This window comes from Streptomyces longispororuber (assembly GCF_024448165.1).
GTDB classification, from domain to species: Bacteria; Actinomycetota; Actinomycetes; order Streptomycetales; family Streptomycetaceae; genus Streptomyces; species Streptomyces longispororuber_A.
Genome location: NZ_JAMOLN010000075.1, coordinates 1 through 26,841, shown reverse-complemented (window position 1 = coordinate 26,841; position 26,841 = coordinate 1). Strand labels below are relative to the sequence as shown.

Annotated in this window: 26 protein-coding genes; 19 read left to right on the top strand and 7 right to left on the bottom strand. The window is 73.4% G+C overall.

Annotation, left to right across the window (positions count from 1 at the left end):
• Nucleotides 1-45 precede the first annotated feature (45 nt).
• Nucleotides 46-480, top strand: coding sequence for a hydrolase (locus tag M4J07_RS21590; RefSeq protein ID WP_255974373.1), 435 nt, complete (start codon nucleotides 46-48; stop codon nucleotides 478-480).
• Here the strand turns inward: M4J07_RS21590 and M4J07_RS21585 are convergent, their stop codons facing one another.
• Nucleotides 481-1,155, bottom strand: a complete 675-nt coding sequence (locus M4J07_RS21585) for an NUDIX domain-containing protein (protein WP_255974404.1) — start codon at nucleotides 1,153-1,155, stop codon at nucleotides 481-483.
• 5 nt (nucleotides 1,156-1,160) lie between these two features.
• On the bottom strand, nucleotides 1,161-1,544 hold the full coding sequence (locus M4J07_RS21580; RefSeq protein ID WP_255974372.1) for a DUF4406 domain-containing protein: 384 nt from the start codon (nucleotides 1,542-1,544) through the stop codon (nucleotides 1,161-1,163).
• A gap of 58 nt (nucleotides 1,545-1,602) precedes the next feature.
• Between M4J07_RS21580 and M4J07_RS21575 the strand changes: the two genes are divergently transcribed.
• Nucleotides 1,603-2,361 carry a DeoR/GlpR family DNA-binding transcription regulator gene (locus M4J07_RS21575; protein ID WP_255974370.1) on the top strand — a complete coding sequence of 253 codons (759 nt, stop codon included), beginning with the start codon at nucleotides 1,603-1,605 and terminating at the stop codon, nucleotides 2,359-2,361.
• A gap of 16 nt (nucleotides 2,362-2,377) precedes the next feature.
• Here the strand turns inward: M4J07_RS21575 and M4J07_RS21570 are convergent, their stop codons facing one another.
• Nucleotides 2,378-2,965: a TetR/AcrR family transcriptional regulator gene (locus tag M4J07_RS21570; protein WP_255974368.1), complete on the bottom strand. Its 588-nt coding sequence runs from the start codon at nucleotides 2,963-2,965 to the stop codon at nucleotides 2,378-2,380.
• 179 nt (nucleotides 2,966-3,144) lie between these two features.
• Here M4J07_RS21570 and M4J07_RS21565 point away from each other — a divergent pair, with 179 nt between their 5' ends.
• The 9 genes from M4J07_RS21565 to M4J07_RS21525 all read left to right on the top strand — a co-directional run bounded on the left by M4J07_RS21565 (nucleotide 3,145) and on the right by M4J07_RS21525 (nucleotide 12,259).
• The gene (locus tag M4J07_RS21565; protein ID WP_255974367.1) at nucleotides 3,145-3,894 is read left to right on the top strand and encodes an SDR family oxidoreductase; all 750 of its coding nucleotides are present in this window, start codon (nucleotides 3,145-3,147) and stop codon (nucleotides 3,892-3,894) included.
• A 55-nt stretch (nucleotides 3,895-3,949) separates the two neighbouring features.
• Complete coding sequence (locus tag M4J07_RS21560) at nucleotides 3,950-4,852, top strand: SDR family oxidoreductase (protein ID WP_255974365.1); 903 nt, start codon at nucleotides 3,950-3,952, stop codon at nucleotides 4,850-4,852.
• An 84-nt stretch (nucleotides 4,853-4,936) separates the two neighbouring features.
• Nucleotides 4,937-5,557: a TetR/AcrR family transcriptional regulator gene (locus M4J07_RS21555; RefSeq protein WP_255974363.1), complete on the top strand. Its 621-nt coding sequence runs from the start codon at nucleotides 4,937-4,939 to the stop codon at nucleotides 5,555-5,557.
• A gap of 118 nt (nucleotides 5,558-5,675) precedes the next feature.
• Nucleotides 5,676-8,831 carry a discoidin domain-containing protein gene (locus M4J07_RS21550; RefSeq protein ID WP_255974402.1) on the top strand — a complete coding sequence of 1,052 codons (3,156 nt, stop codon included), beginning with the start codon at nucleotides 5,676-5,678 and terminating at the stop codon, nucleotides 8,829-8,831.
• Between the two features lie 70 nt (nucleotides 8,832-8,901).
• A complete protein-coding gene (locus tag M4J07_RS21545; protein WP_255974361.1) occupies nucleotides 8,902-9,459 on the top strand; it encodes a hypothetical protein in 558 nt (185 codons plus the stop codon).
• Nucleotides 9,460-9,582: 123 nt separating this feature from the next.
• On the top strand, nucleotides 9,583-10,071 hold the full coding sequence (locus M4J07_RS21540; protein ID WP_255974359.1) for a carboxymuconolactone decarboxylase family protein: 489 nt from the start codon (nucleotides 9,583-9,585) through the stop codon (nucleotides 10,069-10,071).
• Nucleotides 10,072-10,194: 123 nt separating this feature from the next.
• Entirely contained in the window at nucleotides 10,195-10,839 is a 645-nt protein-coding gene (locus M4J07_RS21535) for a dihydrofolate reductase family protein (protein ID WP_255974357.1), read from the top strand.
• 87 nt (nucleotides 10,840-10,926) lie between these two features.
• The gene (locus M4J07_RS21530) at nucleotides 10,927-11,463 is read left to right on the top strand and encodes a VOC family protein (RefSeq protein WP_255974355.1); all 537 of its coding nucleotides are present in this window, start codon (nucleotides 10,927-10,929) and stop codon (nucleotides 11,461-11,463) included.
• Nucleotides 11,456-12,259, top strand: a complete 804-nt coding sequence (locus M4J07_RS21525) for a MerR family transcriptional regulator (protein ID WP_255974353.1) — start codon at nucleotides 11,456-11,458, stop codon at nucleotides 12,257-12,259. Before M4J07_RS21530 ends, M4J07_RS21525 begins: the two co-directional genes overlap by 8 nt.
• 105 nt (nucleotides 12,260-12,364) lie before the next feature.
• Here M4J07_RS21525 and M4J07_RS21520 read toward each other — a convergent pair whose 3' ends face one another.
• The gene (locus M4J07_RS21520) at nucleotides 12,365-12,547 is read right to left on the bottom strand and encodes a hypothetical protein (protein ID WP_255974351.1); all 183 of its coding nucleotides are present in this window, start codon (nucleotides 12,545-12,547) and stop codon (nucleotides 12,365-12,367) included.
• A 713-nt stretch (nucleotides 12,548-13,260) separates the two neighbouring features.
• On the opposite strand from M4J07_RS21520, the gene M4J07_RS21515 reads away from it, so the two are divergent.
• The 5 genes from M4J07_RS21515 (at nucleotide 13,261) to M4J07_RS21495 (ending at nucleotide 20,763) form a co-directional block, all read left to right on the top strand.
• Nucleotides 13,261-15,168, top strand: a complete 1,908-nt coding sequence (locus tag M4J07_RS21515; protein WP_255974349.1) for an ATP-binding protein — start codon at nucleotides 13,261-13,263, stop codon at nucleotides 15,166-15,168.
• Between the two features lie 96 nt (nucleotides 15,169-15,264).
• Nucleotides 15,265-18,021 carry a cation-translocating P-type ATPase gene (locus M4J07_RS21510; RefSeq protein ID WP_255974347.1) on the top strand — a complete coding sequence of 919 codons (2,757 nt, stop codon included), beginning with the start codon at nucleotides 15,265-15,267 and terminating at the stop codon, nucleotides 18,019-18,021.
• 10 nt (nucleotides 18,022-18,031) lie between these two features.
• On the top strand, nucleotides 18,032-18,595 hold the full coding sequence (locus tag M4J07_RS21505) for a GNAT family N-acetyltransferase (protein WP_255974346.1): 564 nt from the start codon (nucleotides 18,032-18,034) through the stop codon (nucleotides 18,593-18,595).
• A gap of 113 nt (nucleotides 18,596-18,708) precedes the next feature.
• Nucleotides 18,709-20,265 (top strand): hypothetical protein, encoded by a 1,557-nt coding sequence (locus M4J07_RS21500; protein ID WP_255974344.1) that lies wholly within the window; start codon nucleotides 18,709-18,711, stop codon nucleotides 20,263-20,265.
• A gap of 63 nt (nucleotides 20,266-20,328) precedes the next feature.
• Nucleotides 20,329-20,763, top strand: a complete 435-nt coding sequence (locus M4J07_RS21495; RefSeq protein WP_255974343.1) for a DUF6299 family protein — start codon at nucleotides 20,329-20,331, stop codon at nucleotides 20,761-20,763.
• A 72-nt stretch (nucleotides 20,764-20,835) separates the two neighbouring features.
• Here M4J07_RS21495 and M4J07_RS21490 read toward each other — a convergent pair whose 3' ends face one another.
• Entirely contained in the window at nucleotides 20,836-22,044 is a 1,209-nt protein-coding gene (locus M4J07_RS21490; protein ID WP_255974341.1) for an MFS transporter, read from the bottom strand.
• 100 nt (nucleotides 22,045-22,144) lie between these two features.
• Between M4J07_RS21490 and M4J07_RS21485 the strand changes: the two genes are divergently transcribed.
• Nucleotides 22,145-23,230 carry a DUF5937 family protein gene (locus M4J07_RS21485; RefSeq protein ID WP_255974340.1) on the top strand — a complete coding sequence of 362 codons (1,086 nt, stop codon included), beginning with the start codon at nucleotides 22,145-22,147 and terminating at the stop codon, nucleotides 23,228-23,230.
• 42 nt (nucleotides 23,231-23,272) lie between these two features.
• Here the strand turns inward: M4J07_RS21485 and M4J07_RS21480 are convergent, their stop codons facing one another.
• A complete protein-coding gene (locus tag M4J07_RS21480) occupies nucleotides 23,273-23,788 on the bottom strand; it encodes a DinB family protein (RefSeq protein WP_255974338.1) in 516 nt (171 codons plus the stop codon).
• Nucleotides 23,789-24,060: 272 nt separating this feature from the next.
• Nucleotides 24,061-25,266, bottom strand: coding sequence for an NAD(P)/FAD-dependent oxidoreductase (locus tag M4J07_RS21475; RefSeq protein ID WP_255974337.1), 1,206 nt, complete (start codon nucleotides 25,264-25,266; stop codon nucleotides 24,061-24,063).
• Between the two features lie 130 nt (nucleotides 25,267-25,396).
• Here M4J07_RS21475 and M4J07_RS21470 point away from each other — a divergent pair, with 130 nt between their 5' ends.
• Together M4J07_RS21470 and M4J07_RS21465 are read left to right on the top strand one after the other, a co-directional pair.
• Entirely contained in the window at nucleotides 25,397-26,212 is an 816-nt protein-coding gene (locus M4J07_RS21470; RefSeq protein ID WP_255974335.1) for a GntR family transcriptional regulator, read from the top strand.
• A 100-nt stretch (nucleotides 26,213-26,312) separates the two neighbouring features.
• A partial coding sequence (locus tag M4J07_RS21465) for an MBL fold metallo-hydrolase (RefSeq protein WP_255974333.1) occupies nucleotides 26,313-26,841 on the top strand: 529 nt, incomplete at its 3' end.

The following is a 26,841-nucleotide window of genomic DNA, read 5'->3' as shown; positions in this document are numbered from 1 at the left end:
GAGAGGAAGTCGGCCCCGGTGTGCGCCGGTTGGCATGATGGGTACGTGGAACCGATCCTCTCCCGGCTCCCGGCCGCTCTCCGGGACGTGCGGTACGACGGGGCGCGCTTCCCCGGGGCGGCCGTCGTGGCCGGGCTGCCCGGGGTCGCGGCGGGGGCCAACTGTCAGTTGTACGCGTACGAGGTGCTGCGGCACTTCGGCCGCCGGCCCGCGGACCTGCGTTCCAGCGAGCTGTGGGAGGACGCGGAGCACAGCGTGCGCGTGCCGTCCCCTGAGCCCCTGGACCTGCTGCTCTTCAGCGCGGACGGCGACGCCTACGGCGCTCATGTCGGCCTGTGGGCCGGCGAGGACGCGGTGCTTCACCTGTGCGCCGAGGTGGGGCGGCCCGCCGTGTGGGGGCTGGCCGAGTTCGCGGCGCGGCGGCGGTATCGCGTCCTGGTGGGGATCAAGCGGGTGACCGGGCGGCCGGCGCCGGGCTGATCACCCCGCTGCCGTGGGGGAGAAGGGGCCGTGGAGCGCAGCCCACTGCAGGAGCAGGACGGTCTTGCCGTCCGCGATGCGGCCGTCGCCGACCATGGCCAGGGCCTCGGTGAAGGGGAGTTCGAGCACCTCGATGTCCTCGCCCTCCTCCGCCAGGCCGCCGCCGCTGCCCGTGCGATCGGCCGGGGTGTACGGAGCGGCGTAGAAGTGCAGGCGTTCGGTGACCGAACCCGGACTCATGTAGGCGTCGAGGACGTGGGTGAGCGGGCCGAGCTCGACGCCGAGCTCCTCGGCGGCCTCGCGCCGGACGGCGGCCTGCGGCGCGTCGTCGTCGAGCAGTCCGGCCGCCGCCTCGACGAGCATGCCGTCGGGATGGTCGTTGACGTAGGCCGGGTACCGGAACTGACGGGTGAGCAGCACGCAGCCGCGCTCCGCGTCGTAGGGGAGCACGACCGCGCCGTTGCCCCGGTCGTACGTCTCGCGCTGCTGCGTCTCCCAGCGGCCGTCGCGGCGCCGGTAGTCGTAGGTGGTGCGGCGCAGCACGTGCCAGCCCTGGGACGTGAGCTCCACGTCGCGGACGACGACGTCGGGGTTGCGGACCAGATCGCGTCCGGCGCGGTCGAGTCCGGTGCGGCCGCGGTGGTCGGGGACGTCGAGGCCGGGGCCGGCCGACAGGCTGGTCACGCGGCCTCCTGCGGCGAGCGGTGGGGGATCTCGTCGACGTGGTGGTAGACGGGCAGGCCGCGGCGGCGCGCGACGGCGACGTCCTGATCGGCTCCGGTGGAGTCGCCCGGCAGCCGCAGCGCGGCGTCGCAGTGGGTCAGCAGGCGCCGGGCGGTCGGATAGAGCACCTGGTCGGCGAGGTCGTCGGTGGGGCCCGCGCCGGCCGAACGCAGGACGGGCAGGGCGATCCACTCGCCGATCACGGGGACATGCCCGGCGGCGAACACCGGCCATGCGGCGGCTTCGAGACGGGCCAGGTTCGCCGTCATGGCCTCCGGAGAGCCGTCGGTGCCGGAGCGGTAGGGCCCGGCGATGAGGATGAGCATCGGCTTGTCGGTCATGACGCGCTACGATACACAGAGAACGTGCAGAAACGTGCAAGACCGTGAAGGAGTGCGGATGCTGGCCGCTGAGCGACGCGACCACCTGCTGGAACTGCTCGCCCGCGAGGGCAAGATCGTCGCCAAGTCCGTCGCCACGGACCTGGGCATCTCCGAGGACAGCGTGCGGCGCGACCTGCGAGACCTCGCCGCCGAGGGCCTGTGCCAGCGGGTCTACGGCGGCGCCCTCCCGGTGTCCCCGGCCGTCGTCGACTACGCGGCCCGGCAGGCGGTCACGCCCGACGGCAAGCGCAAGGTCGCCGCGGTCGCCGCCGCGCTGGTCCGGCCGGGCAGCGCCCTGATCCTGGACGGCGGCACCACCGCGCTCGCCGTGGCCCACGCCCTGCCGCAGGAACTCGACTGCACCGTGATCACGCACAGCCCCACCGTCGCCGCCGCACTCCTCGACCATCCCCGCGCCGAGCTCTTCCTGCTCGGCGGCCGCGTCTTCAAGCACTCCGCGGTCGCCTGCGGCGCCGCCGCACTCGAAGCCGCGCAGAACGTCTCGGCCGACCTGTGTCTCCTCGGTGTCACCGGCGTCCACCCCGATGCGGGACTGACCACGGGTGACGCCGAGGAGGCCGCGATGAAGCGCGCCCTGGCCGCCCGTGCCGCGGACACCTACGTCCTCGCGTCGTCCGAGAAGATCGGAACCGCCTCCCGGTTCCGGGTCCTGCCCTGGGACGGCATCAGCGGACTGATCACCGACGCCGATCCCCGCCACCCGGTCGTCGGGGAACTCGCGGCGCGGGGCGTGGAGGTCCTGGCGGCAGGCTGACCGGCGGGCGACCGCCCTACCGGGTCCCGGCGCCGCCGGTGAGGCAGTCGACGAAGTCGGCGGCGATGCTCCGCAGCTCGTCGGGTGTGTGGTGCGCCCGTTCCATGACAGCCAGCCCCCGGGTCGTGGTGACCACGAGGCGGGCCGCCGGGCGCGGTCCGAGGACGGTGCCGGCGTCGCCGACGGCCACCAGCCCGTCGTGGACGACCGATTCGAGGTCGTCGAGGAACGCGCGGGCCGCCGTCGCCACCTGCGGGACGTCGGCGCTCGCGTCGATCACCGTCCGGGTGGACAGACAGCCGCGCGACGGAGTGCCCGAGGCGATCGAGCGGACGCAGTGGTCGAAGAAGGCCAGCAGCGCGGAGCGCGTGTCAGCGGCGCGCAGCGCCCGGGCCGTGTCGGCCAGGAACTCCCGCGTGCAGGTGTCGAAGACGCGCAGGAAGAGCTGCTCCTTGCCGCCGTAGGCGTGGTACAGCGAGCCGCGCTGCACCCCGGTCCCGGTGGCGAGGTCCGGCATCGACGTCGCCCGGTACCCGCGCAGGCCGAAGACTTCCAGGGCGCGTCCGAGCGTCTCCCGCTCGTCGAACTGGCGCACTCCGGCCATGGGACCACCTCCGCCGACCCGCCGGCGGAGCCGGCCCGCCCGTCGACATCGGTGTCCAACGCAACGCCGGGCCGGCTCGCCCCGAGTGCGCGCCGGAGCCGTCAGGTATGTGGACGGCTCGTTCATTTCGTGGTTATATGGACGCAGCGTTCATTTGAAGTGATCGAAGGAGAACCCTCATGAGCACCCCTCTCGCCGACCGAGTCGCCCGCGTCGCCCTCGTCACCGGTGGCTCCGGCGGCATCGGCCGGGCCGTGGCCGAGCGGCTCGCCCAGGACGGCCTCGCGGTCGCCGTGCACTACGCGGGCAACCGGGCCAAGGCCGAGGACACCGTGGCCGCGATCACCGCGGCGGGCGGCAGGGCCATGGCGGTGGGCGGCGACGTCGCCGACGAGACCGACATGGGCGCCGCGTTCGACGCGGTCGAGTCGGCCTTCGGCGGCATCGACGTGGTCGTCAACACCGCGGGCATCATGGTCCTGGCGCCGATCGAGACGTTCGACCTCGCCGACCTCGACCGCATGCACCGCACGAACATCCGCGGCACCTTCGTCGTCGCCCAGCAGGCCGCGCGGCGCATCCGCCCCGGCGGCGCGATCGTCAACTTCTCCACGTCCGTGGTCCGCACCCAGCTGCCCACCTACGGCGCCTACGTGGCCAGCAAGGCCGCGGTCGAGGGCATGACCCTCACGCTGGCCCGCGAACTGCGCGGCCGCGACATCACCGTCAACGTCGTCGCGCCCGGCCCCACCGCCACCCCGCTGTTCCTGGACGGCAAGGACGACGCCACCATCGCGAAGTTCGGCCAGGCGGCCCCGCTCGAACGACTGGGGCGCCCCGAGGACATCGCCGAGGCCGTCTCGTTCCTCGCCGGACCCGCGCGCTGGGTCAACGGCCAGGTCCTCTACGCCAACGGCGGCCTCGCCTGACCGGCACCGCCCACCGAACCCCGCCCCACCGGCCTCCCGGGAAGGAACCACGATCATGACCACCACCACCGGCGACATCGTCGTCATCACCGGCGCCTCCAGCGGCTTCGGGGCGCTCACCGCCCGCGCGCTGGCCGACGCCGGCCACACCGTGTACGCCGGCATGCGCCTGACCACCGGCCGCAACGCGCCGCAGGTGCAGGCCGCCGCGGACTACGCGCACGAGCACCGGGTCGACCTGCGCGCCGTCGAACTCGACGTGAACTCCCAGGAGTCGGTCGACGCGGCGATCGCCCGGATCGAGGCCGAGCACGGCCGCATCGACGTACTGATCCACAACGCCGGGCACATGGCGACCGGCCCCGCCGAGGCGTTCACCCCCGACCAGCTCGCCGAGCTCTACGACGTGAACGTGCTGTCCACCCAGCGCGTCAACCGCGCGGCGCTGCCCGGCATGCGACGGCGCGGCCGGGGACTGGTCCTCTGGGTGTCCAGCTCCAGCGTCAAGGGCGGCACCCCGCCGTACCTCGCCCCGTACTTCGCCGCCAAGGCGGCCATGGACTCGCTCGCCGTGTCCTACGCGGGCGAACTCGCGCGCTGGGGAGTGGAGACCACCATCGTCGTCCCCGGTTCGTTCACCAGTGGCACCAACCACTTCGCCCACTCCGGCCACCCCGACGACGCCGCCGTCGAGGCCGCGTACGAGACCAGGTACGCCGGGCTGATGGACCAGGTGGCCGGCAAGCTCGCCGCCCTCGCTCCCGAAGGCGTGACCGCGTCACTCGTCTCCGACGAGATCGCCCGCGTCATCGCCCTGCCTGCCGGGAAGCGCCCCTTCCGCGTGCACGTCGACCCCGCCGACGACGGGTCCCAGGAGGTCTCCGACACCGCCGACCGGATCCGCCGCGAGTTCCTCACCCGCATCGACCTCGCCGACCTCCTCACGGTCCGGCCCTGAGGCGACCGGTGACGACCTGAGAGGATCGGTATGACCAGCGGTGACGCCCCGTCCGCCACCACCCGGGACCCAGCAGGAGCACACGTGACGAACAAGACCGGCGGATTGGCCGCCAAGGAAGGCGGCGGCCGCGGGCGGGGGCGCCGTCCCGCGGACGAGGTCCGGGCGGACGTCCTGCGCACCGTCGGTGACCTGCTGCTCGCCGAAGGCACCGGCGACCTCACCTTCGAACGCGTCGCCAAGGCCGCCGGCGTCAGCAAGACCACCCTCTACAAGTGGTGGCCCTCCAAGGGCGCGCTCGCCCTGGACGGCTACTTCCACGCCGTCGAGGAGACGCTGGCCTTCCCCGACACCGGGGACGTCCGCGCCGACCTGCTCACCCAGCTCCGCTCCTTCGCCCACGTCATGACGCGGACCCCGGGGGGACGGGTGCTGGCCGAGCTGATCGGCGCGGCCCAGACGGACAAGGACCTGGCCGCCGCGTACCGGAACCTGTACTCCTCGCCCCGGCGCCGACTGGCCGGCGAGCGTCTCCAGCGGGCGCAGGAAGCCGGCCAGATCCGCGCCGACGTCGACGTGCAGGTCCTCGTCGACCAGCTCTGGGGCGCCGCGTACCACCGGCTCCTCATCCCGGACGAACCCGTCACCGACGCCTTCGTCGTCGCGCTCGTCGGCAACCTCCTGGATGGCGTCGGCCCGAAGTAGGCGGGCGGCGGCCGGGGGTCGTCGGTGCGGCGCGGTGCGAGCGAACCCTTGACGGCGGTGGGGAGGCGGCCAACAATGATCGCGATCTGACAACGTTGTCGTGAGGGTGGGGCGCATGATGTTTCCAGGGTCCGGTCCGAGCCGTCGCCGGTTCGTCCAACTGGCCGGCTCGGCCGCCGCGTTGACCGCGGTGCCGACGCTCACGTTCCCGGAAGCGGCGGTGGCCCGCGCCGCGACCGCGCCCGGTACCGACGAGGTGGCGGACACGTACTACCGCGTGCTCCTGGACCACACGCGGTGGTCGGAGACCCAGTGGGACGCCGCCCGCGGCTTCTACACGGACAAGGACTTCGGGTTCGCCGTCGTCCTCGGCCACGCCGTCCTGCTGACCCGCGGCACGTACGACGCCGAGCGCGCCGGAGTCGACCGCGAGACCCTGCGGAAGCGGACGCTGGCCACCATCAAGCAGTTCGCGGCGACCAACCGGCTGACCGGTGGCGGCGTGTGGGGCAAGAAGCTGTTCTTCGACACGACCTTCCAGTCGTACTTCGTCCTCGCCGCCCGCCTGCTCTGGGCCGACCTGGACGATCAGGTCCGGGCGGACATCGACGCCATCACCCGCGAACAGGCCGCGTTCACCACGGAGTTGGGGACGGCCGACGACCCGGCGTCCGGCGACTGGACGCCGCACGGAGGAACCGGCGGATTCGTCGGCGACACCAAGCTGGAGGAGATGGGCGTCTACGCGCAGTCGCTGGCCCCCGCCCTCGCCTGGGCGTCGGACGATCCGCGCCACGGCGACTGGAGCGACGCGTTCGGACGGTGGAGCCGCAACGAGGCCGGGCTGCCGGCCGCGGACCTCGCCAATCCGGCGCGCGTGGACGGCGTGCCGGTGGCCGCCAACACCGCGCAGAACCTCTACGACACGTTCATCGTCGAGAACCACGGCTCGTTCGGCCCGCACTACCAGGAAGAACTGTGGCGCACCGCGGGGCGCAACGCCGTCCACTTCCTGCTCGCCGGGCGGGAGTTGCCCCAGGTGCTCACCGACCAGCCGAACGCGGGGCCGCTCTGGCGCACCCTGCTGACGGTGATGAGTGACGCGGGCGAGCCGCTGATGCCGATGGTCGCCGACCGGGAGCACCTGTACGGCAGGGACGTGATTCCGCTCGCCTTCCTCGCCCAGGTCCTGGGCGACCGGTCGGCCGCGGCCTGCGAACTCGCGCTGGCCCGGCGCCTGGAGGCGTATCAGCAGTATCCGCCGACCCACCGCATCGCCAAGTTCTCCGGCGAGCCCAAGTACGAGCCGGAGGCCCGCGCCGAGGTCGCCATCAGCTACCTCTTCCACGAGTGGCGCTCGCGCTCGGGCCGTCCGGCCGTACAGCCCCTGACGCAACAGGAGTTGTTCGAGCGGGCCGGCGGGGCCGTGGACTTCGGGGCGGGGCCCGGTCTTGTGGCGCACCAGACCCGGCGGGCCTGGGCCGGCGCCGTGAGCAAGGCCGGGTTCGTGAAGTTCGCCTGGCAGCCCGACCACGACGACTGGCTGTTCGCGCTCAGCGGCAGCACCCCCGTGTTCCTGCCCTCGACCGCCGCCAAGGTCATCGGACGCTCGGTCGTCACCTACGAGAAGGGCCGGGACGGCTTCGAGGCGAGCGCCTCCCTGTTCACCCTGGCCGACGCCGGGTACGCCGGGTTCGCCACGCTGCCCTCCGGCGCGGTGGTCTACGCGACGACCGGCACGGGGCCGGGAGAAGGCGTCGTCAAGGTCCACAACCTCGACATGCCGGGCATGCCCGGGCTGACCGGCCGGCGCACCTTCCGGACGGCCGGGGGTGCGGCGGACGTCACACCGACCCAGGACGAGGGCGGCCCGCGCGTGGACGAACTCACCTTCCCGCGCAGCCGGGTGCGGCACGTGCGGATGCTCGGCGTGCGGCCCGACCCCGCCTACGGGTACTCGCTGTACGCGTTCGAGGTCCGGGCCGGCGCCGACGGGACGGACCTGGCCCGGGGCGCCGCCTGCGCCGCCTCCTCCTCCGACACGGGCAAGGAGCCGACCCGCGCGGTCGACGGCGACGCCGCGACCCGGTGGGCCGTGTCCCGCGCCGACCGGCCCCGGGCGGACAGCTGGATCGCCGTCGACCTGGGTGCGGAACAGGACGTCGACCGGGTGACGCTGAGCTGGGAGAGCGCCGCCGGACGCGCCTTCCGGGTCCAGGGCTCGACGGACGGCCGCACCTGGACGGACCTCGTCGTGTGGCCCCGGCCCGTGCTCACCGCAACCGGAGACTGGCTCGACGTCGACGGACGGGCCGGATTCGTCCTGCGCCGCGGCGCGGGGGACACGCGGGCCACCAACCCGCTGTCGGTGTACGGCAACACCGTGATCCTCTCGGACGGCGGACCCGAGCCGCTGCTCGTCGAAGGGCACCCCGGCGCGAGCGCGAAGGAACTCGGCGACCTGGCCGCACGCTCCACGCCCACGACCGACGCGCCCCAGGTACGAGCGGCGCTCGTGGACGGGCACCTGACGCTGTTCAACCTCTCGGACGCGCCGGTCACCACCCGGGTCCGCGTGCCGCAGGGGGCGACCGCGAGGGGGACGACGTCGGAGGGGGCGGCGACCGTCCTGTTCGAGGGGGCGCAGACCGTGCGGGACGAGGGCACCGAGCTGACGGTCCGTCTGGAAGCGGCCCAGGCGGTCGTCCTGCCGCCGCGCATGACCCTCACCGCGGCCCGGCTCCCGCAGGGCCTGCGTGCCGAGGTCGTCGACGCGGCGACGGTCCGGCTGGGCGGTGCCGCGGGCCGGGTGACCGTGACGGCGCAGGGCCGCAGCAGGCAGGCCGTGGTGCACGCCGGGCGGACGACGACGGTCACGGTGCCGCGGGCCGTCCGCTTCCCCGTGGCCGATCTCGCGCTGGGACGGACCACGTTCCCCACCGCGCCACGGCCGGCCGGAATGTCGGACCCGGCGGTCCTGGTCGACGGCGACCCGGCCACCGCCTGGACGCCGGGCCCCGACGGCCGGATGGTCGTCGACCTCGGAGCGGTCCGCCCGATCGCGGACGTGCGGGTCGCATGGCTCACGGGGCACGTCCCCGACTGGTACGCGGAGTTCAGCGAGGACGGCCGTACCTACCGGCGCGGCCCACGGCCGACGCGGCAGAGCAGCGTCCGGCTCGACGGCACCGCGCGGTACGTCGCCGTCGGCGTGCGCGGCTGGTCCCGGACCGACGCCCGGCCTTCGGCGGTCACCGTCACGCCCGGATCCTGAACGTCGACGGCGCCCCGGTCCGCCGGGGCGCCACCGGCTCTGGAATCCTCGGCACGGACGAGGAGGCCGAATGACGTTCGCGGAACAGGTACAGCACGTCGCCGACGAGGTGGTCGGCGGGTTTCCGGCGGATCGCGGGATCTACGCGGTGACGTTCCGGATCGACAGCGTGGACCAGGACCCGCGCTATCCGTACGTGGCCGTCGGCTACACCACCGAAGCCGACGCCGCGGAGGCCGCCGGGCAGACGTCGGACGCCTGGGAGGCGCGCTGGAGTTACGCGTTCTTCCCGCCGACGGGCCTCGAAGGCGTACGGGTCGCCGGCCGGGACGACGGCGCGGGCCTGGCCCATCGGCGGGAGGCCGAGGCCCGGGGACTGTGGTTCGAGGACGACGAGGAGCCGGACGAGCGCGACGAGCGGCTGGCCGAGTGGTTCGCCGAGGTGTGCGTGGGCGCGGCCCGGCACCTCCACGAGAGCGGCCGGATCGTGGCGGCGCTGGGCCGCCCGACGCCCGTGGTCCTCTACGACATGTTCGACCCCGACGCGATGTTCGAGCTGACCGCGGCCGCCAACCCGGCAGACCTGGTGGGGGAGTTCATGGCCGGGGAAGCGGCCCCGACGGACTGAGGCCTGTCGTCACACTCCCGCCGCGAGAAAACTTCCCGCATCCCGTCACACCTTCGTGAGCCGGTCCGTCATGACAGTGAAGACGCCGACCGGGCCGCCAGGCCGGAGCGAAGGAGACCAGCCATGACCAGCACCTCGATCTCGCGGATGCCGAACCCCACCGAGTTCGTACCGGAGCTGGGCGACATCAGTGCCGCCCTGTTCCGGGCCACGGGCAACCACTCGGTGCCGCGCACCACGATGAGCCTCGTCCACCTGCGCGCCGGACAGATCGTCCAGAACACCTATCTGACCGTCCTGAACACCAGCTTCCTGCGCAAGGCCGGGGAGTCCGAGGACCGCATCACCGCCGTCTCCTCCTGGCAGGACGCCCCGTACTTCACCCCCGCCGAACGCGCCGCCCTCGCCCTGGTGGAGGCCACCCTCCAGCCCGCCGCGACCGGCAAGGAGCGCGTCTCCGACGAGCTGTACGCCGAGGTGGCGCGGCACTACGACCAGAAGGCGCTGGCCACCCTGATGATCGCGATCGGCCAGATCAACTTCTTCATCGCCCTGGCCCTCATCGGCAAGCCGCAGCCCGTCGACTCCCTCGCCCAGGAGCAGTGGGACTGAGACCGTCCTCGGACGCCGGGCCCGGCGACGGGCCGGCCCGGGACCTTCGGCGCGGCGATGAGTCTGCGGGCGCCCGCCGGTCTATCTCTTGACGGGGAACGACCGACTCACCGGGAGCAGACCATGGGCCTCATCCACCTCGAGCTCTTCGCCACCCTCGACCTGGTCGGGCAGGCGCCCGGCGGCCCCGAGGAGGATCCGGCCGGTTTCCGGTTCGGCGGCTGGCAGGCACCCCTGATCGACGAAGCCGTCGGAGCGCAGATCCAGGCCGCCTACGAAGGCACCGACGCGCTGCTGCTCGGCCGGCGCACGTACGACATCTTCGCCGCCTACTGGCCGCACCAGAAGGGCGGTCCCGACAACGAGATCGCCACACTCTTCAACAGCATCCCGAAGTACGTGGCCTCGCGCGGCAAGCCCGACCTGCCGTGGGACGGGTCCACCCAGCTCGGCCCGGATCTGGCCGACGCGGTGCGCGAGCTCCGCGAGCGGCACGAGAACATCAAGGTGGTCGGAAGCCTGGACCTCGTGCAGAGCCTGCTGCGCGAGCGGCTCTTCGACCGCATCGACCTCTGGCTGCACCCCATCGTGCTCGGCGCCGGGAAGAAGGTGTTCGAGGACGGCGCGGTGCCCACCAACGTCAAGCTGCTCGAACCCCCGGTCGCCAGCTCCAAGGGCGCCGTGTACCTGCGCTACGGGCTCGCCGACGGCGTCCCCGCCACCGGGGACATGAGCGCGCCCGACCGGGGCCTGGGGAGTGCCGACTGAGCGGGACCGGGCGGGCGGGAGCGAGCCGGCGTGCTGGTTCGGACGCGGCTTGACCCTCACGCTGCGGGAGGGCCGAAAGTGGCGTCCATGAGCGACTACTACAACGCGTTCGAGATGAGCCCCGTGCCCGACCCCGGCCCGGACGCCGTGCCGCCGGAGCTGTTCCGCGGCATCTACGGCATGCCCGCGTTCGTGACGATCCCGACGGACGACCTGGCTGCTTCCGTGGACTTCTGGACCCGTGGACTCGGATTCTTCGAACTGTTCGGCATACCCGGCAGGCTCGTCCATCTGCGCCGGTGGGCGTTCCAGGACGTCCTCCTCGTCACCGGGGCGAGCGCGCCGGAGACGGCGCCGGCGATCTCCGTCAGCTTCGCGTGCGTGCTCGGCCAGGTCGATGCCCTGGTCGAGGCCTGCCGTGCGGTGCGCCCGGACTCGGTCGACGGACCGCGGGACACTCCCTGGAACACCCGCGACGTGGAAGTGATCACCCCCGAGAACGCGCGGATCGTGTTCACCGCGGCGAAGCCCTACGACCCGGCCGGCGAGGAGGCACGGAACCTCGCGGCCATCGGGATCACCGGACCCGACAGCGGCCCGGGCGACAATGTGGCCCATGCATGACGCACGGGACACCGAGGGCCTGACCGTCGGTCAGGCCGGGGCGCGGGTGGGCGTGACGGTTCGCGCGCTGCACCACTGGGACGAGATCGGCCTGGCGCGGCCCTCGCTGCGCACGGCCGCCGGATACCGGCTCTACACTCCCGCGGACCTGGAACGGCTGCACCGCATCGTCGTCCACCGCGAGCTGGGACTCGGCCTGGACCGGATCAGGGCCGTCCTGGACGACCCGGCCATGGACGTCCCCGGCGCCCTGCGGGCCCAGCGCACCCAGGTCGCCGAGCGGATCGAACGACTCCAGCGGCTCGGCGCCGCACTCGACCGGATGATCGACGCCCACCAGCGCGGCGTGCTGCTCACCGTCGAGGAGCAGGCCGCGGTCTTCGGCCCCGGCTGGGACCCGGAAGGGCCCGTCAAGGCCCGCCAGCTCTACGGGGACACGCCCCAGTGGCAGCAGTTCGCGGAACGCTCCGCCGCGCGCGGCCCGGAGGACTGGCAGGCCGTCACCGACACCATGACCGACCTCGACCGCGCGCTGGCCGAGGCGATGGACGCCGATGTGGCACCGGGCAGTTCAGCGGCGAACGCACTCGTCGAGCGGCACCGCCACGTGTTCGCCGCGTACTTTCCGCTGACCCGGCAGATGCAGGTGTGCCTCGGTCGCACGTACGAGACCGACCCGGGATTCGCCGCGCACTACGACGGCATCCGCACCGGCCTCGCCACCTGGTTCCGGCGCATCGTCGACGCCAGTGCACGCGCCCACGGCATCGACCCGGACACCGCGACCTGGGAGTAGCAGCGGGCGGGGCCCCGCGTCACGTCCGGGGAGCGAGCGTGCCGGTCAGGTGGTCGTAGGCGACGTTGCGGTGCAGGCGCACGCCGTGCAGCAGGGCGTCGTCGTTCACGTAGACGCGCGGGTTGTGGTTGGGGCCATCCCGCGTCCGCCCGCGATCAGCCCGGCCGTGGCGACCTCGCGATGGGACAGCTCTGGGTTCCGGTGGAGGTGGTGCCGCCACGCGACGACCTGCTGCTCGACGGCCGTGGCCCGCTGGTCGAGCTCGGCGTGGATCGGATCGTCGCTCATGCCCCGGCTCCTTCGAAGGCCGTTCCCCCTGTCACCCGAACGCCAGGGATCCTGGCCCCCGGCCACCGCCACTGGTGGTGCGGCCGCCGGTCAGCCCGGTCCGCGGAGCGCGTGACGCCGCGTGCCGCAGGGGGAAGGCCGCCTCGGTGGCACGGGGGAATCCACCGAGACGGCCGCTCACAGCGTAGGCACCAGGGGTGTGCGGGCGTGGCGTGAGCGGACGTCTTGGCCGGATGCGCACCGGCCCCCCGGCGGGGGCGGGCCGCCCGGGCGGGCGGTGGATCGGCCCCGTACGTGCGGAGTTCCGGTACGCGCGGCCGTCCCGGTGCGCGGCGGGCCGGGGGAGGCGTCGGACGGAGGGCGGGCCGGATTGTGCCGTGACCGCCGCGGAGGCGGACTCTCCGGGTCCGTCTGCCGTGGTGGACATCGCGTGCGCACGGTGCGGAGGCACGGTGCGGCCGGTCAACGACGGCTCTTCCGGGCACGGACATCTCACCTGTGCGGGTGATTCCCCGATCTGGCGCACAACCGGGGTACGAGGGGCGCGTTGGGAGTGCGTGACTCCCGAGCAGTGACGGTTCTGCAGTGGTCGGTCCGGCATCGCTGTCCGGGCCCGCGGCAGTGCCGGGCAGGCGGGGGAGCCCGAACGATCCGCATCAGAACCATCCGGGGGACACAGCGTGCTGCACCAGCCCAGAACCACTCTGCCGACAGTGGGCGGCCCGCCGGGCGAACCGGGCGAACTCATCGGCAGGGAAAGGGAGTTGGCGCAACTGGGTGACCTGCTGGCCCACCATCAGGTGGTCACGGTCACCGGCCGGACCGGGGTCGGCAAGAGCCATCTCGCCCGGGCCGCGGTCAGGGCCTTCCAGTCGTCCTGGCAGAGCGCCGCCTGCCTGCGCTGCCCCGGCGGCCCCACGGCCCAGGAGCGGCTCGCCCGCGCCGCCGACGACGCGTTGGCCGGACTGCGCCCGCACCGCAGAGCGCCGCGCACGACGGGTCCTCGCGGCAGCCGGGGTCAGGCCCTGTTGCTGCTCGACGACGTCGACGCGGCCCACCCCGAGTGCGCGGGCTGGGTGCAGCGAGCCGTGATGCAGCGACCGTGGCTGCACGTGCTGGTCACCTCGTGCCAACCCCTGGGACTCGGCGCCGAGGGCCTGCTCGAACTCGCCCCGCTGGCCACGGAGGCACCCGCTGACGGCGTCCCGTCGCCCGCGGCCGCCCTGTTCCTCAGCCGAGCCGCCCGGCTGACCGGTCTGCGCCAGGACCGCACCGTGCTGCGGGCCGCCGACGACATCGGCCGCGCCGTGGAAGGGCTGCCGCTGGCACTCGAACTGGCCGCGGCGAAGACCCGCACGCACTCGGCGCAGCAACTGGCCGAACTCGTGCGGCACGGCCAGTGCTGGCTCAGCAGCCCGCACCCGGCACTGCGCCGCCACCGCAGCCTGGCCCGGGCCATCGGGGCCGGCTACGCCCGCTGCGAGCGGCAGCTGCGCATCGTCTGGAGCCGCGCCAGTGTCTTCGCCGGACCGTTCGGCCAGGCCGCCGCGGAACTGGTGTGCGCCGGCGGTGGGGTGGCGGCCCACGAGGTGCCGGGACTGCTGGCCCGGCTGGCCGCGCAGGGCGTCCTCGAGAGCGACCACGATCCGCACGGCCCGGCGCAGCCCCGCTACCGGATGCCGCGCGCGGTACGGGAGTTCGGCGGCCTGCGACTGGCCGAGGCGGGCGAGACCGAGGTCGCGCTGGAGCGGCGGGCCAGCCACGTACGGCAGGTCGCGCAGATCGCCGAGCACCTGTGGCAGCACGGCTGCCAGGGCCACGCCATGCAGCTCCTGGAGGAGGAACAGCACGACCTGAAGGCCATGATGCGGCACGCGGTGCAGCGGCCCGACCTGGCGCAGGACGCCCTCGACGCCGCGGGCCGGCTGTGGTTCTGGTGGACCAAGCGGCAGCACACGTCAGAGGGCCTGCGCCATCTGCTGCAGCTGCTCAGCCTCCACCCCCTGGACCGGCCGGAGAGCGGCACCGCCCAGTGGCTCGCCGCCTGGCTGGCCGCACGCAGCGACCCGGACACCGCCGAGACCCTGCTGCGCCACCTGTGGCCGCAGGCGCTGCTGGCCGGCGACGACCTGCTGATCGCCCGGATCTCCCACGTGCAGGGCCTCGTCGCGTTGTTCCGCGGGGACACGGTCAAGGCCGCCGAATGCTTCGAGCACGCGAGCGAGTGCACGCCCGACCGGGCGCCCGGGGGACCGGGGCGGGCCGTCTACCTCGCCGCGCTCGCGGTCGCCCGCACCGTCCAGGACCCGGCCGCAGCGCAGCGGGCCGCCCGCGCCGCACTGGCCCAGCCCGAACTGCGCGACGACCAGTGGTCGGCGCTGCGCGCCCACTACGCCCGGGCCTTCGTCGACCGGCAGCAGGGGCGCACCGCCCGGGCCTGGAACCGGGCCAGGCGGGCGCTGGCCCAGCCGGGCGCCGCTATCTGCGCGCCGAACACGTACGCCGCGCTCAAGGACCTGCTGCACGCCGTGGAGTCGGGCGAGACGGTGCCGTGCGCCACCCGGGTGGAGCGGGCCGCCGCGGTCCTCGACCGCCGTCCCGTCCCGGGAATCTCCCGGTGACCCCCGGCAGGAGGGCTTTGGTCCCGGGCCCTCGTGCCCGCGCGTTCGGGACGTTCTCACCGCGACACGGCAGCGGTTCCGGCATTGACTGGAACGATGACGGGTGCACCAGAGACGCAGCCGCCCCGGTTCCGTGAGGAGCCGGCGGCACCGTGGTCGCTGTCCGGGCAGGCGGTCCTCGACCGCCTGGACTCGGCACAGGACGGCCTGACCGGAACCGAGGCCGCCCGCCGCCTCGCCGAGACGGGCCCCAACCGGCTCGCGCCGCCCGCGCCCACGCCGCTGTGGCGCCGGATCCTGTCGCACTTCCAGGACGTCCTGATCTACATCCTGCTCGTCTCCGCCGTGCTGAAGGCACTGCTCGGCGACTGGGTGGACTTCTCGGTGATCCTCGCCGTCGCGGTGATCAACGCCGCCATCGGCTTCGTCCAGGAGGGGCGGGCGGAGAAGGCGCTCGACGGGATCCGGGCGATGCTCTCCGTCTCCGCGCACGTTCACCGGGACGGCGCATGGGCGGAGGTCGACGCCGAGGACCTGGTGCCGGGCGACGTGGTGCGGCTGCGGTCGGGCGACCGGATCCCGGCGGACCTGCGCCTGCTGGAGGCCACCGCGCTGCAGGTCGACGAGGCGGCCCTGACCGGCGAGTCGGTGACCGCGGCCAAGCGCACCGACCCGGTCGACGCCGACGCGGGGATCGGCGACCGGTCCTCGATGCTGTACTCCGGCACCCTGGTCGCGGCGGGCACCGGCACCGGCGTGGTCGTCTCCACCGGTGGGGCCACCGAGATCGGCCGGATCCAGACGATGATCGACGAGGTCGAGTCGCTGGAGACACCGCTGTCCCGGACCCTCGCCGCGTTCGGCAAGCGGCTCGCGGTGGTGATCCTGGTGGCGGCCGCCGTGATGCTCCTGGTCGGTGGGGTCCTGCACGACTTCACCGGATCGGAGCTCGTGTCGGCGGCCATCGGCTTCGCCGTCGCGGCGGTCCCGGAGGGCCTGCCCGCGCTGGTGACCATCACCCTGGCGCTCGGCGTGCAGCAGATGGCCCGGCGGCGGGCCATCACGCGCAAGCTGCCCGCCGTGGAGGCGCTCGGCTCCGTCACCACGATCTGCTCCGACAAGACGGGCACGCTCACCACCAACGAGATGACCGCCCGGCTCGTCCGCACCCGTGCGCACGCCTACGACGTCAGCGGCCTCGGCTACGCACCCGAGGGCGAGGTGACCCTGAACGGCGCACCGGCCCCGCTCACCGCCCATCCGGACCTGCGCGCGCTGATCGAGGTGATGGCCGAGTGCAACGACGCCCGCGTCGTCCGCGGTGAGAGCGGCCGCTGGGAGCTGGTCGGCGAGCCCACCGAGGGAGCGCTGCGCACGCTCGGCATGACCGCGGGCCACGACGGGGCGGAGCACCGGCGGCGCGCGGTGATCCCCTTCGAGTCCGACACGAAGTACATGGCCGTGCTCGACGAGGCCGCCGACGGCTCCCGGCACGTCCTCGTCAAGGGTGCCCCGGACCGGATCCTCGCCCGCAGCACCACCCAGACCGCCGCCGACGGCACCGCCGAGCCGCTGAACGCCGCATTCTGGGAGGCGCAGATCGACGAGATCGGGGCGCGCGGGCTGCGGGTGCTGGCCGCCGCACGGCTCCCGGCCGCCCCCGACCGCACCCGGCTCGATCCCGCCGACGTCGGGACCGGCCTGGAGTTCCTCGGCGTCGTCGGCATCGTGGACCCACCGCGCCCCGAGGCCGTCACGGCCATCGCCGAGTGCCTGCGGGCCGGCATCCGGGTCAAGATGATCACCGGTGACCACGCGGGCACGGCCGTCGCCATCGCCCGGGAGATGGGCATCGTCGACGCCGCCGAACCGCGCCGCCTCACCGGTGCCGAACTGGAGGCCATGGACGACGCGGAACTGCGGCAGGTGGTGCGCGACGTCGACGTGTACGCACGGACCTCGCCCGAGCACAAGATCCGTATCGTGTCCGCGCTGCAGCACCACGGCGAAGTGGTCGCCATGACCGGCGACGGCGTCAACGACGCCCCGGCACTGACCCAGGCCGACATCGGCGTCGCCATGGGCATCAAGGGCACCGAGGCGACCAAGGACGCGGCGGAGATCGTGCTCGCCGACGACAACTTCGCCACCATCGAGCGCGCGGTCGAGGAAGGCCGCAGGATCTACGACAACCTGCGCAAGTCGGTGCTGTTCCTGCTGCCCACCAACGGCGCCCAGTCGCTGGTCATCCTGGTCGCCGTGCTGTTCGGCTGGACCCTGCCGCTGCAGCCCGTGCAGGTGCTGTGGATCAACATGGTCACCGCGGTCACCCTCTCCCTGGCGCTGGCCGGCGAGAAGGCCGAGAGCGGCATCATGACCAGGCCGCCGCGGGCCCCCGACGCCCCGCTGTTGAACGCGGAGTTCGCCCGGCGCATCGCCGTCGGCTCGGTCCTGATCGGCGCCGCGACGATGGGTGTCTTCTACATGGAGACCGCGCGGGGCGTGCCGCTCGCCGAGGCGCAGACGACGGCCGTCCTCATGCTGGCGCTCGGGCAGCTGGCGTACCTGTTCAACTGCCGCTTCCTGAACCGCTCCAGCCTCACCCCCGACGTGCTGCGCGGAAACGCCGTCATCTGGTGGTCGAGCGCCCTGCTGATCGCCTTCCAGATCTTCTTCACGTACACGCCGTTCATGCACGACTGGTTCGCGACCGCCTCGGTGGGGCTGCGGGAGTGGGGGCTCACCATCGGGTTCGCCGTGGTGATCTTCCTGCTGGTCGAGGCGGGCAAGGCGTGGGAGCGCCGCCACGCACGGGCGTCCCTCTCGGTCCCGGACCACGGCCCGGCTGCGTAGGGTCTGCCGAGTGACGATCACCGTGCGCAGGTCCCGGCCCGACGACCACGCGGCGATCCTGGCCCTGATGGACCGGGCCCGCGGACTCGGGCTCAGCGACGAGGAGCGGGCCCGGCGCGGCTTCGTGCAGGGGAGCATGACCCCGGAGCTCCTCGAACGGTTCCAGGACGGGCCCGGCATCTTCGTCGCCGACGCCGCCGGGGAACTCGCCGGCTTCGCGATCACGAGCGAAGCGGGCGGACTGCCGCCCGAGCACCCGGCGTCGGCGGCCGTCACCGCGGTCGTCGAAGCGGCCCGAGGACGCGACCTGGGCAGGATGTTCCTCTACGGGCCGGTCGCGGTCGACGACCGGTTCCAGGGCCGCGGCGTGCTGACCCGGCTGATCACGGCGCTGAGCCGGGCCCTTCGGGACGACTTCGATCTCGCGGTCGCGTTCGTCGAGACGGCCAACGAACGCTCCCTGGCCGTGCACCGCCACTACGGGATGACCGAGGCGGCGCGGTTCGAACGTGGCGGACGCACCTACGTGGCGTTCACCTTCTCACCGGCGGCCTTCGCGGAGCGCACGTCCTGAAGGGGCGGACGAGCGGCGCGTGCCCGACCCGTCCACCAGGGCCGACGGCTGTTGCCCAGTCGTGACACCGGGATCCTGGCCGGGGCGAACCCACCCGTGTTCGACTGACCGGCATGCCCGCACACCCTACGGAGCGTGACCGGCGTCGCGTGCTCCGCCCGCTCGCGGTGACCGTCGCCGTGCTGGCCGCCGGAGCCCTCGCCGTGCTCACCCTCAGGGAGTTCCGGGCGGGTCCCGCACCGGGCGAACGGCCCGTGCTCACGGCGCCCGGCACTTATCACGTGAAGCCGCCCGGCGGCCGGAAGCGGCCGGAGCGCGACAAGCGCCTCCACATCCGGTACGCCCCGGACGACCCGGACGCCGCGGGCGAAGTGGGCCCGAAGTCCGGGCACTTGACCATGGACGTCAGCGCCGCCAAGGACGTGCTGCGCCTGAAGAAGTTCGGCAGCGGCTGTACGAACACCGCGGACCTCGTCGTGGTGTGCGACGTCGGTACGCGGTACGACAGCTGGGCGGGCTGGTCCGGTGCGCTGCCCTACGCGGCACCCGGCAGCAAGGCCGGCGACAGCGGTCGGCTGCGCATGACGTACGAGGCTCCCGACGGGCACGTCGCCACCGCGACGACGCGCGTGGTGGTCGGCGGACCGATCCTCGAGGTCCGCGCCCCGAAGGTCGTCGACGGAATCCGTCCCGGCGCCGAGACGAGCATGGACCTCGCGGTGCGCAACACGGGCGAGACCACCGCCCACGGCATCGCCCTGCTGCTCACCGTCGACAACGAGCTTCCCCTGTCACAGCACTTCGCGAACTGCCGCTACAGCGGGGCCGATCGCGGTGCGCAGACCGCGTACTGTACGTTCCCCGATCTGCGCCTGCCACCGGGCCGGACCGTGGTGTTCGGCCCCGGCCTGCGGATGCGCACCCCGAAGGTCATCGACCACGCGGACCTGCGCCAGTCTGCCTGGCCGCTCGACCTCGGCCCGTACGAAGCCGTGCGCATGACGAGCCCGGGTCCGGCCGGCGACGGTCCCCGGCTCGAACCGGTGGTGCGCGCGGGCGGCCGGGGTGCGTGGAGCGACGACGCCGAGGTGTGGACCATGGTCCACACGGACAACCCGGCGGACTACGTGGCGATCGGCGACCGGGTGGCGGGCGCGCCGGGCGATGTCCGCGACGTGCGGATCGGCGCGCGCAACGACGGCCCGGGCGACCCCGGCCAGGGCGGCGCCTTCGACCTCGTCTTCACCCCGCCGCGGGGCAGCACGGTGGTGAAGGAGCCGATGCAGGAGATCGACGACGACGTCTTCGAGCCGCTGTGCCCGCACAAGGGCGACACCTACACCTGTCCGAGCACCGCCCACGAACCCGGCGAGGAGCGGACCCTCACCTTCACGCTGCGCCTCGCGGCAGGCGACGGCGACGGACTCGTCCGGCTGAAGCCGCGCGGCGCCCCGGACGAGCGGACCGCCGACCCCGATCCGTCCGACAACACGGCCCGGGTCGTGGTGGTTCCGGCCGAGGCCGCCCCACCCGCGGCGCGCAGCGGCACCCTCGCGTGGACGGTCGGCGCCGTCGCGGTGGCCGGGGTGACGGCCGTCGGAGCGCTGCTGCTCCGCCGACGTGTCCGGAGGGCGTCAGGGGCCCGTCGGGACTCGCCGTCTAAGGGGTGATGATCGGCGGGCGCCCGGGGTGACCCGGATATCAATGGAGGCCCCCAACAAGGAGGTTCTCCCATGTCATCCCGTATCCGTCCGGCTCTCGGAGCCGCCGCCGGCGCCGTGACCCTGCTGCTCGCGGCACCGGTGGCGACCGCCGCGGCCCCGGACGAGTCCGTGACCATCGACAAGGTCGGATCCGTCGCCCCGGACGGCACGGTGACGCTGTCCGGCACGTACCGGTGCCACGACACCTCGGGCCTCGCCTTCGTCTCGTCGTCGGTGCGGCAGGGCTCCGACCCCGCGCGGCACGGCATCGGCGGCACCCCGGCCGTGTGCGACGGCCTGGAGCACCCGTGGGTGAACACGGGCACGCCACCGGCGGACACGGTCGCGCCCGGCGCCGTGCAGATCGAGGCGACCGTCATGGAACTCCGCTCCAAGAACGGTCTGCCCCTGCCGTACTTCCACGCGGTGGACAAGGAGGACGCGACGCTGACGGCGCAGGACTGAGCCCGCGCGGCACGACGGCCGTCCGACGCCCGCCGAACTGGCCCCGTACCTCCCCCGCTCCTGCCGTGGTGCTCACCGGCCCCGGACGGCGGAGGCGGCGGCCAGTGTCGCGGCGGTGAGCGTGCCCCAGAGGGCGGCCGGGCCGTGCGGTGCGAGCGCGGTGATGGCCGCGGGGGAGACGGCCAGGCCCAGGCCCGTGGAGAGTTCGAAGCGGGCGAGGGTGCGGCCCAGGACGCGGGTGGGGGCGAGTGCGGTGACGAGCGCGGTGGCGCTGCCCGCGTAGAGGATCTCGCCGAGCGTGCAGACGACGGAGACGGCGGCGACGGCCGGGGCGCCCCAGCCGGGTCCCTGCGACGCCGCCGCGAGGAATCCCAGGTAGGACAGGGCGAGCACCACCCCGGCGAGCGCGAGGACGGTGCGGCGCGGGAAGCGGGACATGAACGCGGTGACCGGGACCTGGAGGGTGACCACCAGCACCGTGTTGGCCACGAAGACGGCCGCCGACCACACCGGGGACGCGTGCAGTTGCGTCACCAGGATCAACGGGAGTGCGATCTCGGGGACGTTGAGGCAGAAGACGTAGATCACGTTGGCGGCGAGCAGGGCGCGCATCCGCGGTACGGCGCCCTTTCCCGGGTCCGGGTCCGGGTCTGCGTCCGCGTCCGTGGACGTGGTGGCGGGACGGGCGTGCAGGTGGACCGACCAGGCCAGGGCGGCCGCGCCGAGATAGGCGACCCCGGTGACGGCGGCGAGCGCCTGGAGCGCGGTGGTGCCACCGGCCAGGCAGGCGGTGGCGATGAGCGCGCCCACGCCCAGCGCGCCGTTGCGCAGCGCGCGGCCCGCCGCGAGAGCCGTGTCGCGCTCCCGGCCGTGGGTGACGGTCGCCACGAGCGCCGCGTGGGCGGCCGGCCAGGCCTGGTTGCCGACACCGAGGAAGAGCGCCGCCGCCGCGAACAGCCCGGTGTTCCCCTCAGGGGTGGCCAGGAGCAGCGCGACGCCCACCACGCGCACCAGCATCGACGCCGCCACGACCGTGCTGCGGGCGCCCCGGTCCAGCCACCGGCCCACCGCGGGCATGCACACGAGACCGGCCACGACGCCGACGGTCATGGCGACGCCGGTCACCGGCGCGGACAGCCGGAGGACCGTCACGCCGTAGAGCAGCAGGAAGGGCCGGAGCAGGCCGGTGCCGAGCGCGTCCACCGCCAGGGCGACGGCGTAGCGGGGGCCTCCGGAGGCACGGACGAGGGCGCGGGGCCGCAGGCCGGTCGTGGTCGTCATGGCACCGAACGATGCGGTCGGCACCCGGACCGGGCACGTCGGTTGACGTTATCCGTCAACCGGCGCCGGTCCCGCCCGGCGCAGCCGCGATCATGAGGGGATGACGTTGAGGATCGACATCGGCGGTGTGCCGTCGGAGCGGCTGCGGTTCGCGGCCTCCCCGCTGGCCGAACTGACCGCGATGCTGCACGTGCTGGCCGAGCCCGGGCACCATCCGCGACACGCGGTGTGGGCCGCGGACGTCTGGGCCGGGCTGCGGCCCGAACTGGCCGAACGGCTCAGGGAGGCGGAGTTCCTCTGGCGGTCCTCGCAGGCCGACTTCCTGTTCCCCGCGCGGCCCCGGCCGGCGCTCGCCGACGAGCTGGACGACGTGGACCGGATCGACGACGAGACGTACGTGACCGCCGCGCTCGTCACCACGTGCGGCGGCATCCGGGCACCCGTCGCCGCGCGGTCGCCGCTCACCGACGCGACGGCGCGGGAGCGGGCGCTCGACCTGGCCCAGGCCCGTGGCCCGCGCCAGGAGGCCTTCGCGGAACGGCTGCTCGCGGACCCGGCGGCGGTGCGGGAACGGGTGCGGGACACCCTCACCCAGTGCGCCGAGGCCTTCTTCGACACGGCCTGGACGGCTGCCGCTGTCCGGCTCGCCACCGATCTGCGCCTGAAGAACGATCTGCTCAAGCGGCAGGGCGCGGCGGCCGCGCTCGCCTCGGTCTCCGGTGCGGTCACCCTGTCGCCGGACGGCGACTGCATCCTGGTGGACAAGCTCCAGGACAAGGCGACGCAGGCCGACGACACCGGAGTCACCTTCATCCCCAGCGTGTTCAACAGCCCGCACCTGGTGGTGGTCCACGCACCCGGCTGGCATCCGGTGGTGCAGTACCCGGTGGCCGAGCCGAACCCGGCGGAACCGGTGTCCCTGGAGACGGTCACCCTGCGCCTGGCGGCGCTCGCCCATCCGGTGCGCCTGCGGCTGCTGCGCACGCTGGCCCGCGGCCCGCACACCACCGGCGAGCTGGCCCATGTCTGGGAACTGTCCCGCCCGGAGGTGTCCCGCCATCTCGCGGTGCTGCGCCGTGCCGGCCTGCTCACCGCGCGGCGGCACGGCCGGTACGTCCGGCACACCCTCGAACCGTCCGGTCTGACGGCGCTGGGCACCGATCTGCTGGCGGCCGTGCTGCGCTGAGGTGCAGGAGATCCGCCGTGCGCGAGCCCGAGGCAGGGGCGGCTAGAAGTAGCCCTTGGACCCGTCGAGCAGCTCCCGCACGATGTCCGCGTGGCCCGCGTGCCGGCCGGTCTCCTCGACGAGGTGCAGGAGGATCCAGCGAAGGTTGGCCTTGGCGGAGCGGTAGTCGGGGTGGCGGCCCACGTCGTCGAGGGAGGCCGCGGCCGCGATCTCGTTGCTGCGGGCGCACTGCGCCTCGTAGGCCGCGAGCAGGTCCTTCAGCGTGGCGCCGTCGGTGTGCCAGTCGGCGTCCTCGACCGTCTCGTCGAAGGACGGGTTCTGCTTCTCGTCGCCGCCGAGGAACAGCACCTCAAGCCAGGTGTGTTCGACCCACCGCATGTGGCTGATCAGCCCGGCCATCGTCATCGCCGGGGAGGTCGGGACGACGGCGCGGTGCGCGTCCGCCTCGGCCAGGCCCTCGCACTTCCACCGCAGGATCTGGCGCTGGAGGTCCAGCCAGCCGACGAGCGCGGTCCGTTCGTCGGCCTGAAGGGGAGGACGTTCGAGTGAAGGGCTCATGCAGCCGACGCTAGCCTGCCCGATCACCGGCTGTCGTCACGTTTTCGACGCCGTACGACGGTGAACTCCCGCCGCTGCTCTGGTTGGTGGCGTTGAGCACGGCGTCGATCTGGAAGGCCGTGAGGTCCGGGTCGAGACCGGCGATCTGCCCGGTGTCCTCGGCGACGGCGAGCGGCAGCCGCGCGAAGACTCGCTCGACCCCTACCTGTCAGCTACTTATGGGCCTCGGCATGGAAAGCGCAAGGGATCCGGGCAGGTGTCCGGCCCGCACCTCACGCGCGTCCGCGAAGCATCAAGTTCCAGTAGAGGAACGGCAGTCCGTAGCGCTTCAGGTACCACATGTCCCGGCGCTCGCGCGTCGTGTCGATCAGGGGGAGGGTCGGGCGGTGCTGCAGCGTGTAGTCGAACTCGGCGAGCAGCATGCTGTGCCGTGAGGTGGTGATGGGGCAGGAGGCGTACCCGTCGTACGACGCGGGCGGCGCCCCGGCACCCGCCAGATCGGCGACGACGTTCCGGGCGACCACCGGCGCCTGCTTGCGGATCGCCGCGCCCGTCTTGGAGTTGGGCGAGGAACCGGCGTCTCCGAGGGCGTAGACGTCGGGGTGGCGCACGTGGCGCAGGGTGTACTTGTCGATCTCCACGTAACCGGCCGGGTTCGCCGGATCGGCCAGGTCGGTCGCCTTCAGCCAGTCGGGGGCCGACTGCGGCGGCACCACGTGCAGCATGTCGAACCCGATGCGGTCCTTCGCGCCGGTCCCGTGATCGACCACCGTCGCGGCGCGGCCGTCCGGGTCCACCTCGACCAGTTCGCTGCTGGTGCGCACCTCGATGCCGTACCGGGCCGCGACCCGCTCCAGTTCCCGGGCGAACACGGGGACGCCGAACATCCCGGGCGTCGGCAGCACGAGCACCACCCGGATGTCTTTGAGGACGCCCTGCTCGCGCCAGTGGTCGGCGGCCAGGTAGGCGATCTTCTGCGGCGCACCCGCGCACTTGATCGGCCCCGACGGCATGGTGAACACGGCCGTGCCCGAGCGCATCGAGCGGATCAGGTCCCAGGTCTTGGGCGCCAGCTCGTAGGCGTAGTTGCTGGAGGTGTGCGGCGCCGTGACGGCCTGCGCCATGCCGGGCACCGCGTCCCAGTCGAGCTGGATGCCCGGGCAGACCACGAGCCGGTCGTAGCCGACGGTCCGGCCGTCGGCCAGGGCGACCGTCCGCTCCCCGGGAGCCACGCCCGCCACGCGGTCGCGGATCCAGGAGACCCCCTTCGGCATGACGGAACGCTGCGGCCGGGCGCTCTCCCGGGCGGCCGCCCGGCCGCCGCCGACCAGGGTCCACAGCGGCTGGTAGTAGTGCGTGTCCGACGGCTCGACCAGTCCGACGTCCGCGACGCCCTGGCGCCGCAGCCGCGCGGCGACGCTGACGCCGGCACTGCCGCCGCCGACGATGAGGACCTTGTGGTGCGCGTGCGTGGTCATTCCCGTGCTCCATCCGGTTCGAGGGGTCGTGCCGACTGGCCGGTGCGGGGGTCGTGCTTCCCTGTTCTGGCGGTGCGCGTTAATGTACGTACATTAGCCAGTCAAATGTACGTACACAAGGATGGGAATCATGAGCGAGGAACCCACCCCCGAGGGCGGCCGGGACCGGACCCCGCTGTGGCGTCATGTGCGTGACGACCTCAGGGCCCGGCTGGAGCAGGGGGAGTTCGGCGACTCCTTTCCCGGTGAGATGGAGCTGGCCAAGCGGTACGAGGTGAGCCGGCACACCGTTCGGGCCGCGCTGCGCGACCTGCGGCAGGAAGGCCTGGTCACCGCGGCGCGCGGCCGACGGCCGCGGGCGGCCGGCGAGGCCGTCATAGAGCAGCCCGTCGGTGCCGTCTACAGCCTGTTCGCCTCCGTCGAGGCAGCCGGTCTGGAGCAGCGCAGCATCGTCCGCGCCCTCGACGTCCGCGCCGACGCGCACGTCGCGGTGCGCCTCGGCATGGAGGAGTCCACGCCCCTGCTGTACCTGGAGCGCATCCGCCTGGCCGACGGCGAACCCCTCGCGCACGACAAGGTGTGGATGCTGGCCTCGGACGCCCGCGCCCTGCTCGACGTCGACTTCGGCCACACCGCGCTCTACGACGAACTCGCCGTGCGCTGCGGCATCCGTCTGGTCGGCGGCGAGGAGCACATCAAGGCCGTCACCCCCACGGCCGCCGAGCAGAAGCTCCTCGGCCTTCCCGACGGAGTGGCCGCGTTCTCCATCGAGCGGCTCGGCCGTACGCACGGCCGCACCGTCGAATGGCGCACGACCCTCATCCGAGGCGACCGCTTCAGCGTCGTGGCCCGCTTCGACGCCCGCACCGGATACCGCCTGGACCCCGCCCCGGCCCCCTTCACCCGCCCGCGCCGGAGCCTCCGCGGACTCGACCCGGTCCTCTGAACCCCACCGGGCCGGGCCGGTTCGCCCGAGAAGCAGTCAACGCCCACACCCCGCACCCGGTGGCCCACAGGCCGGCCGGGTGCCGGAAGGAGTGCACGCCATGTTCTTCGTCGACACCATCGAGACGGCCGGACTCGGCAACCGCAGCTACCTCGCGGGCGGCGAGCGCACCGCCGTCGCCGTCGACCCGCCGCGCGACATCGACCGGGTGCTCGCGGCGGCGGCCCGCCGCGGGGTGCGGATCTCGCACGTCGCCGAGACGCACATCCACAACGACTACGTCACCGGTGGCCTGGAACTGGCTCGCCTCACGGGCGCCGTCTACCTCGTGCCCGCCAAGGCCGGCGTCTCCTTCGAGCGGACACCCGTGCACGACGGCGACCGCACCGCCGTCGACACCGGCCTCGTCCTCGAAGCGCTGGCCACACCAGGACACACCCCGCACCACACCGCGTACGCGCTCGAACAGCACGGCACGGTGGCCGCGGTGTTCACCGGGGGATCGCTGCTGATCGGCACCGTGGGCCGCCCCGACCTGGTCGAACCACGACTGACCGAGGAACTGGCCCGGGCCCAGCGGGTGCGGCGCATGGTCGGCCGCGAGGGGAAGCTGACCGAGCGGCTGGAAT

Bases quoted from the DNA above. Each gene is read 5' to 3' on its own strand.
- M4J07_RS21580 (WP_255974372.1), bottom strand. From the start codon at position 1,544: ATGACCGACAAGCCGATGCTCATCCTCATCGCCGGGCCCTACCGCTCC.
- M4J07_RS21575 (WP_255974370.1), top strand. From the start codon at position 1,603: ATGCTGGCCGCTGAGCGACGCGACCACCTGCTGGAACTGCTCGCCCGC.
- M4J07_RS21570 (WP_255974368.1), bottom strand. From the start codon at position 2,965: ATGGCCGGAGTGCGCCAGTTCGACGAGCGGGAGACGCTCGGACGCGCC.
- M4J07_RS21565 (WP_255974367.1), top strand. From the start codon at position 3,145: ATGAGCACCCCTCTCGCCGACCGAGTCGCCCGCGTCGCCCTCGTCACC.
- M4J07_RS21560 (WP_255974365.1), top strand. From the start codon at position 3,950: ATGACCACCACCACCGGCGACATCGTCGTCATCACCGGCGCCTCCAGC.
- M4J07_RS21550 (WP_255974402.1), top strand. From the start codon at position 5,676: ATGTTTCCAGGGTCCGGTCCGAGCCGTCGCCGGTTCGTCCAACTGGCC.
- M4J07_RS21545 (WP_255974361.1), top strand. From the start codon at position 8,902: ATGACGTTCGCGGAACAGGTACAGCACGTCGCCGACGAGGTGGTCGGC.
- M4J07_RS21540 (WP_255974359.1), top strand. From the start codon at position 9,583: ATGACCAGCACCTCGATCTCGCGGATGCCGAACCCCACCGAGTTCGTA.
- M4J07_RS21535 (WP_255974357.1), top strand. From the start codon at position 10,195: ATGGGCCTCATCCACCTCGAGCTCTTCGCCACCCTCGACCTGGTCGGG.
- M4J07_RS21530 (WP_255974355.1), top strand. From the start codon at position 10,927: ATGAGCGACTACTACAACGCGTTCGAGATGAGCCCCGTGCCCGACCCC.
- M4J07_RS21525 (WP_255974353.1), top strand. From the start codon at position 11,456: ATGCATGACGCACGGGACACCGAGGGCCTGACCGTCGGTCAGGCCGGG.
- M4J07_RS21520 (WP_255974351.1), bottom strand. From the start codon at position 12,547: ATGAGCGACGATCCGATCCACGCCGAGCTCGACCAGCGGGCCACGGCC.
- M4J07_RS21510 (WP_255974347.1), top strand. From the start codon at position 15,265: ATGACGGGTGCACCAGAGACGCAGCCGCCCCGGTTCCGTGAGGAGCCG.
- M4J07_RS21500 (WP_255974344.1), top strand. From the start codon at position 18,709: ATGCCCGCACACCCTACGGAGCGTGACCGGCGTCGCGTGCTCCGCCCG.
- M4J07_RS21495 (WP_255974343.1), top strand. From the start codon at position 20,329: ATGTCATCCCGTATCCGTCCGGCTCTCGGAGCCGCCGCCGGCGCCGTG.
- M4J07_RS21490 (WP_255974341.1), bottom strand. From the start codon at position 22,044: ATGACGACCACGACCGGCCTGCGGCCCCGCGCCCTCGTCCGTGCCTCC.
- M4J07_RS21485 (WP_255974340.1), top strand. From the start codon at position 22,145: ATGACGTTGAGGATCGACATCGGCGGTGTGCCGTCGGAGCGGCTGCGG.
- M4J07_RS21480 (WP_255974338.1), bottom strand. From the start codon at position 23,788: ATGAGCCCTTCACTCGAACGTCCTCCCCTTCAGGCCGACGAACGGACC.
- M4J07_RS21475 (WP_255974337.1), bottom strand. From the start codon at position 25,266: ATGACCACGCACGCGCACCACAAGGTCCTCATCGTCGGCGGCGGCAGT.
- M4J07_RS21470 (WP_255974335.1), top strand. From the start codon at position 25,397: ATGAGCGAGGAACCCACCCCCGAGGGCGGCCGGGACCGGACCCCGCTG.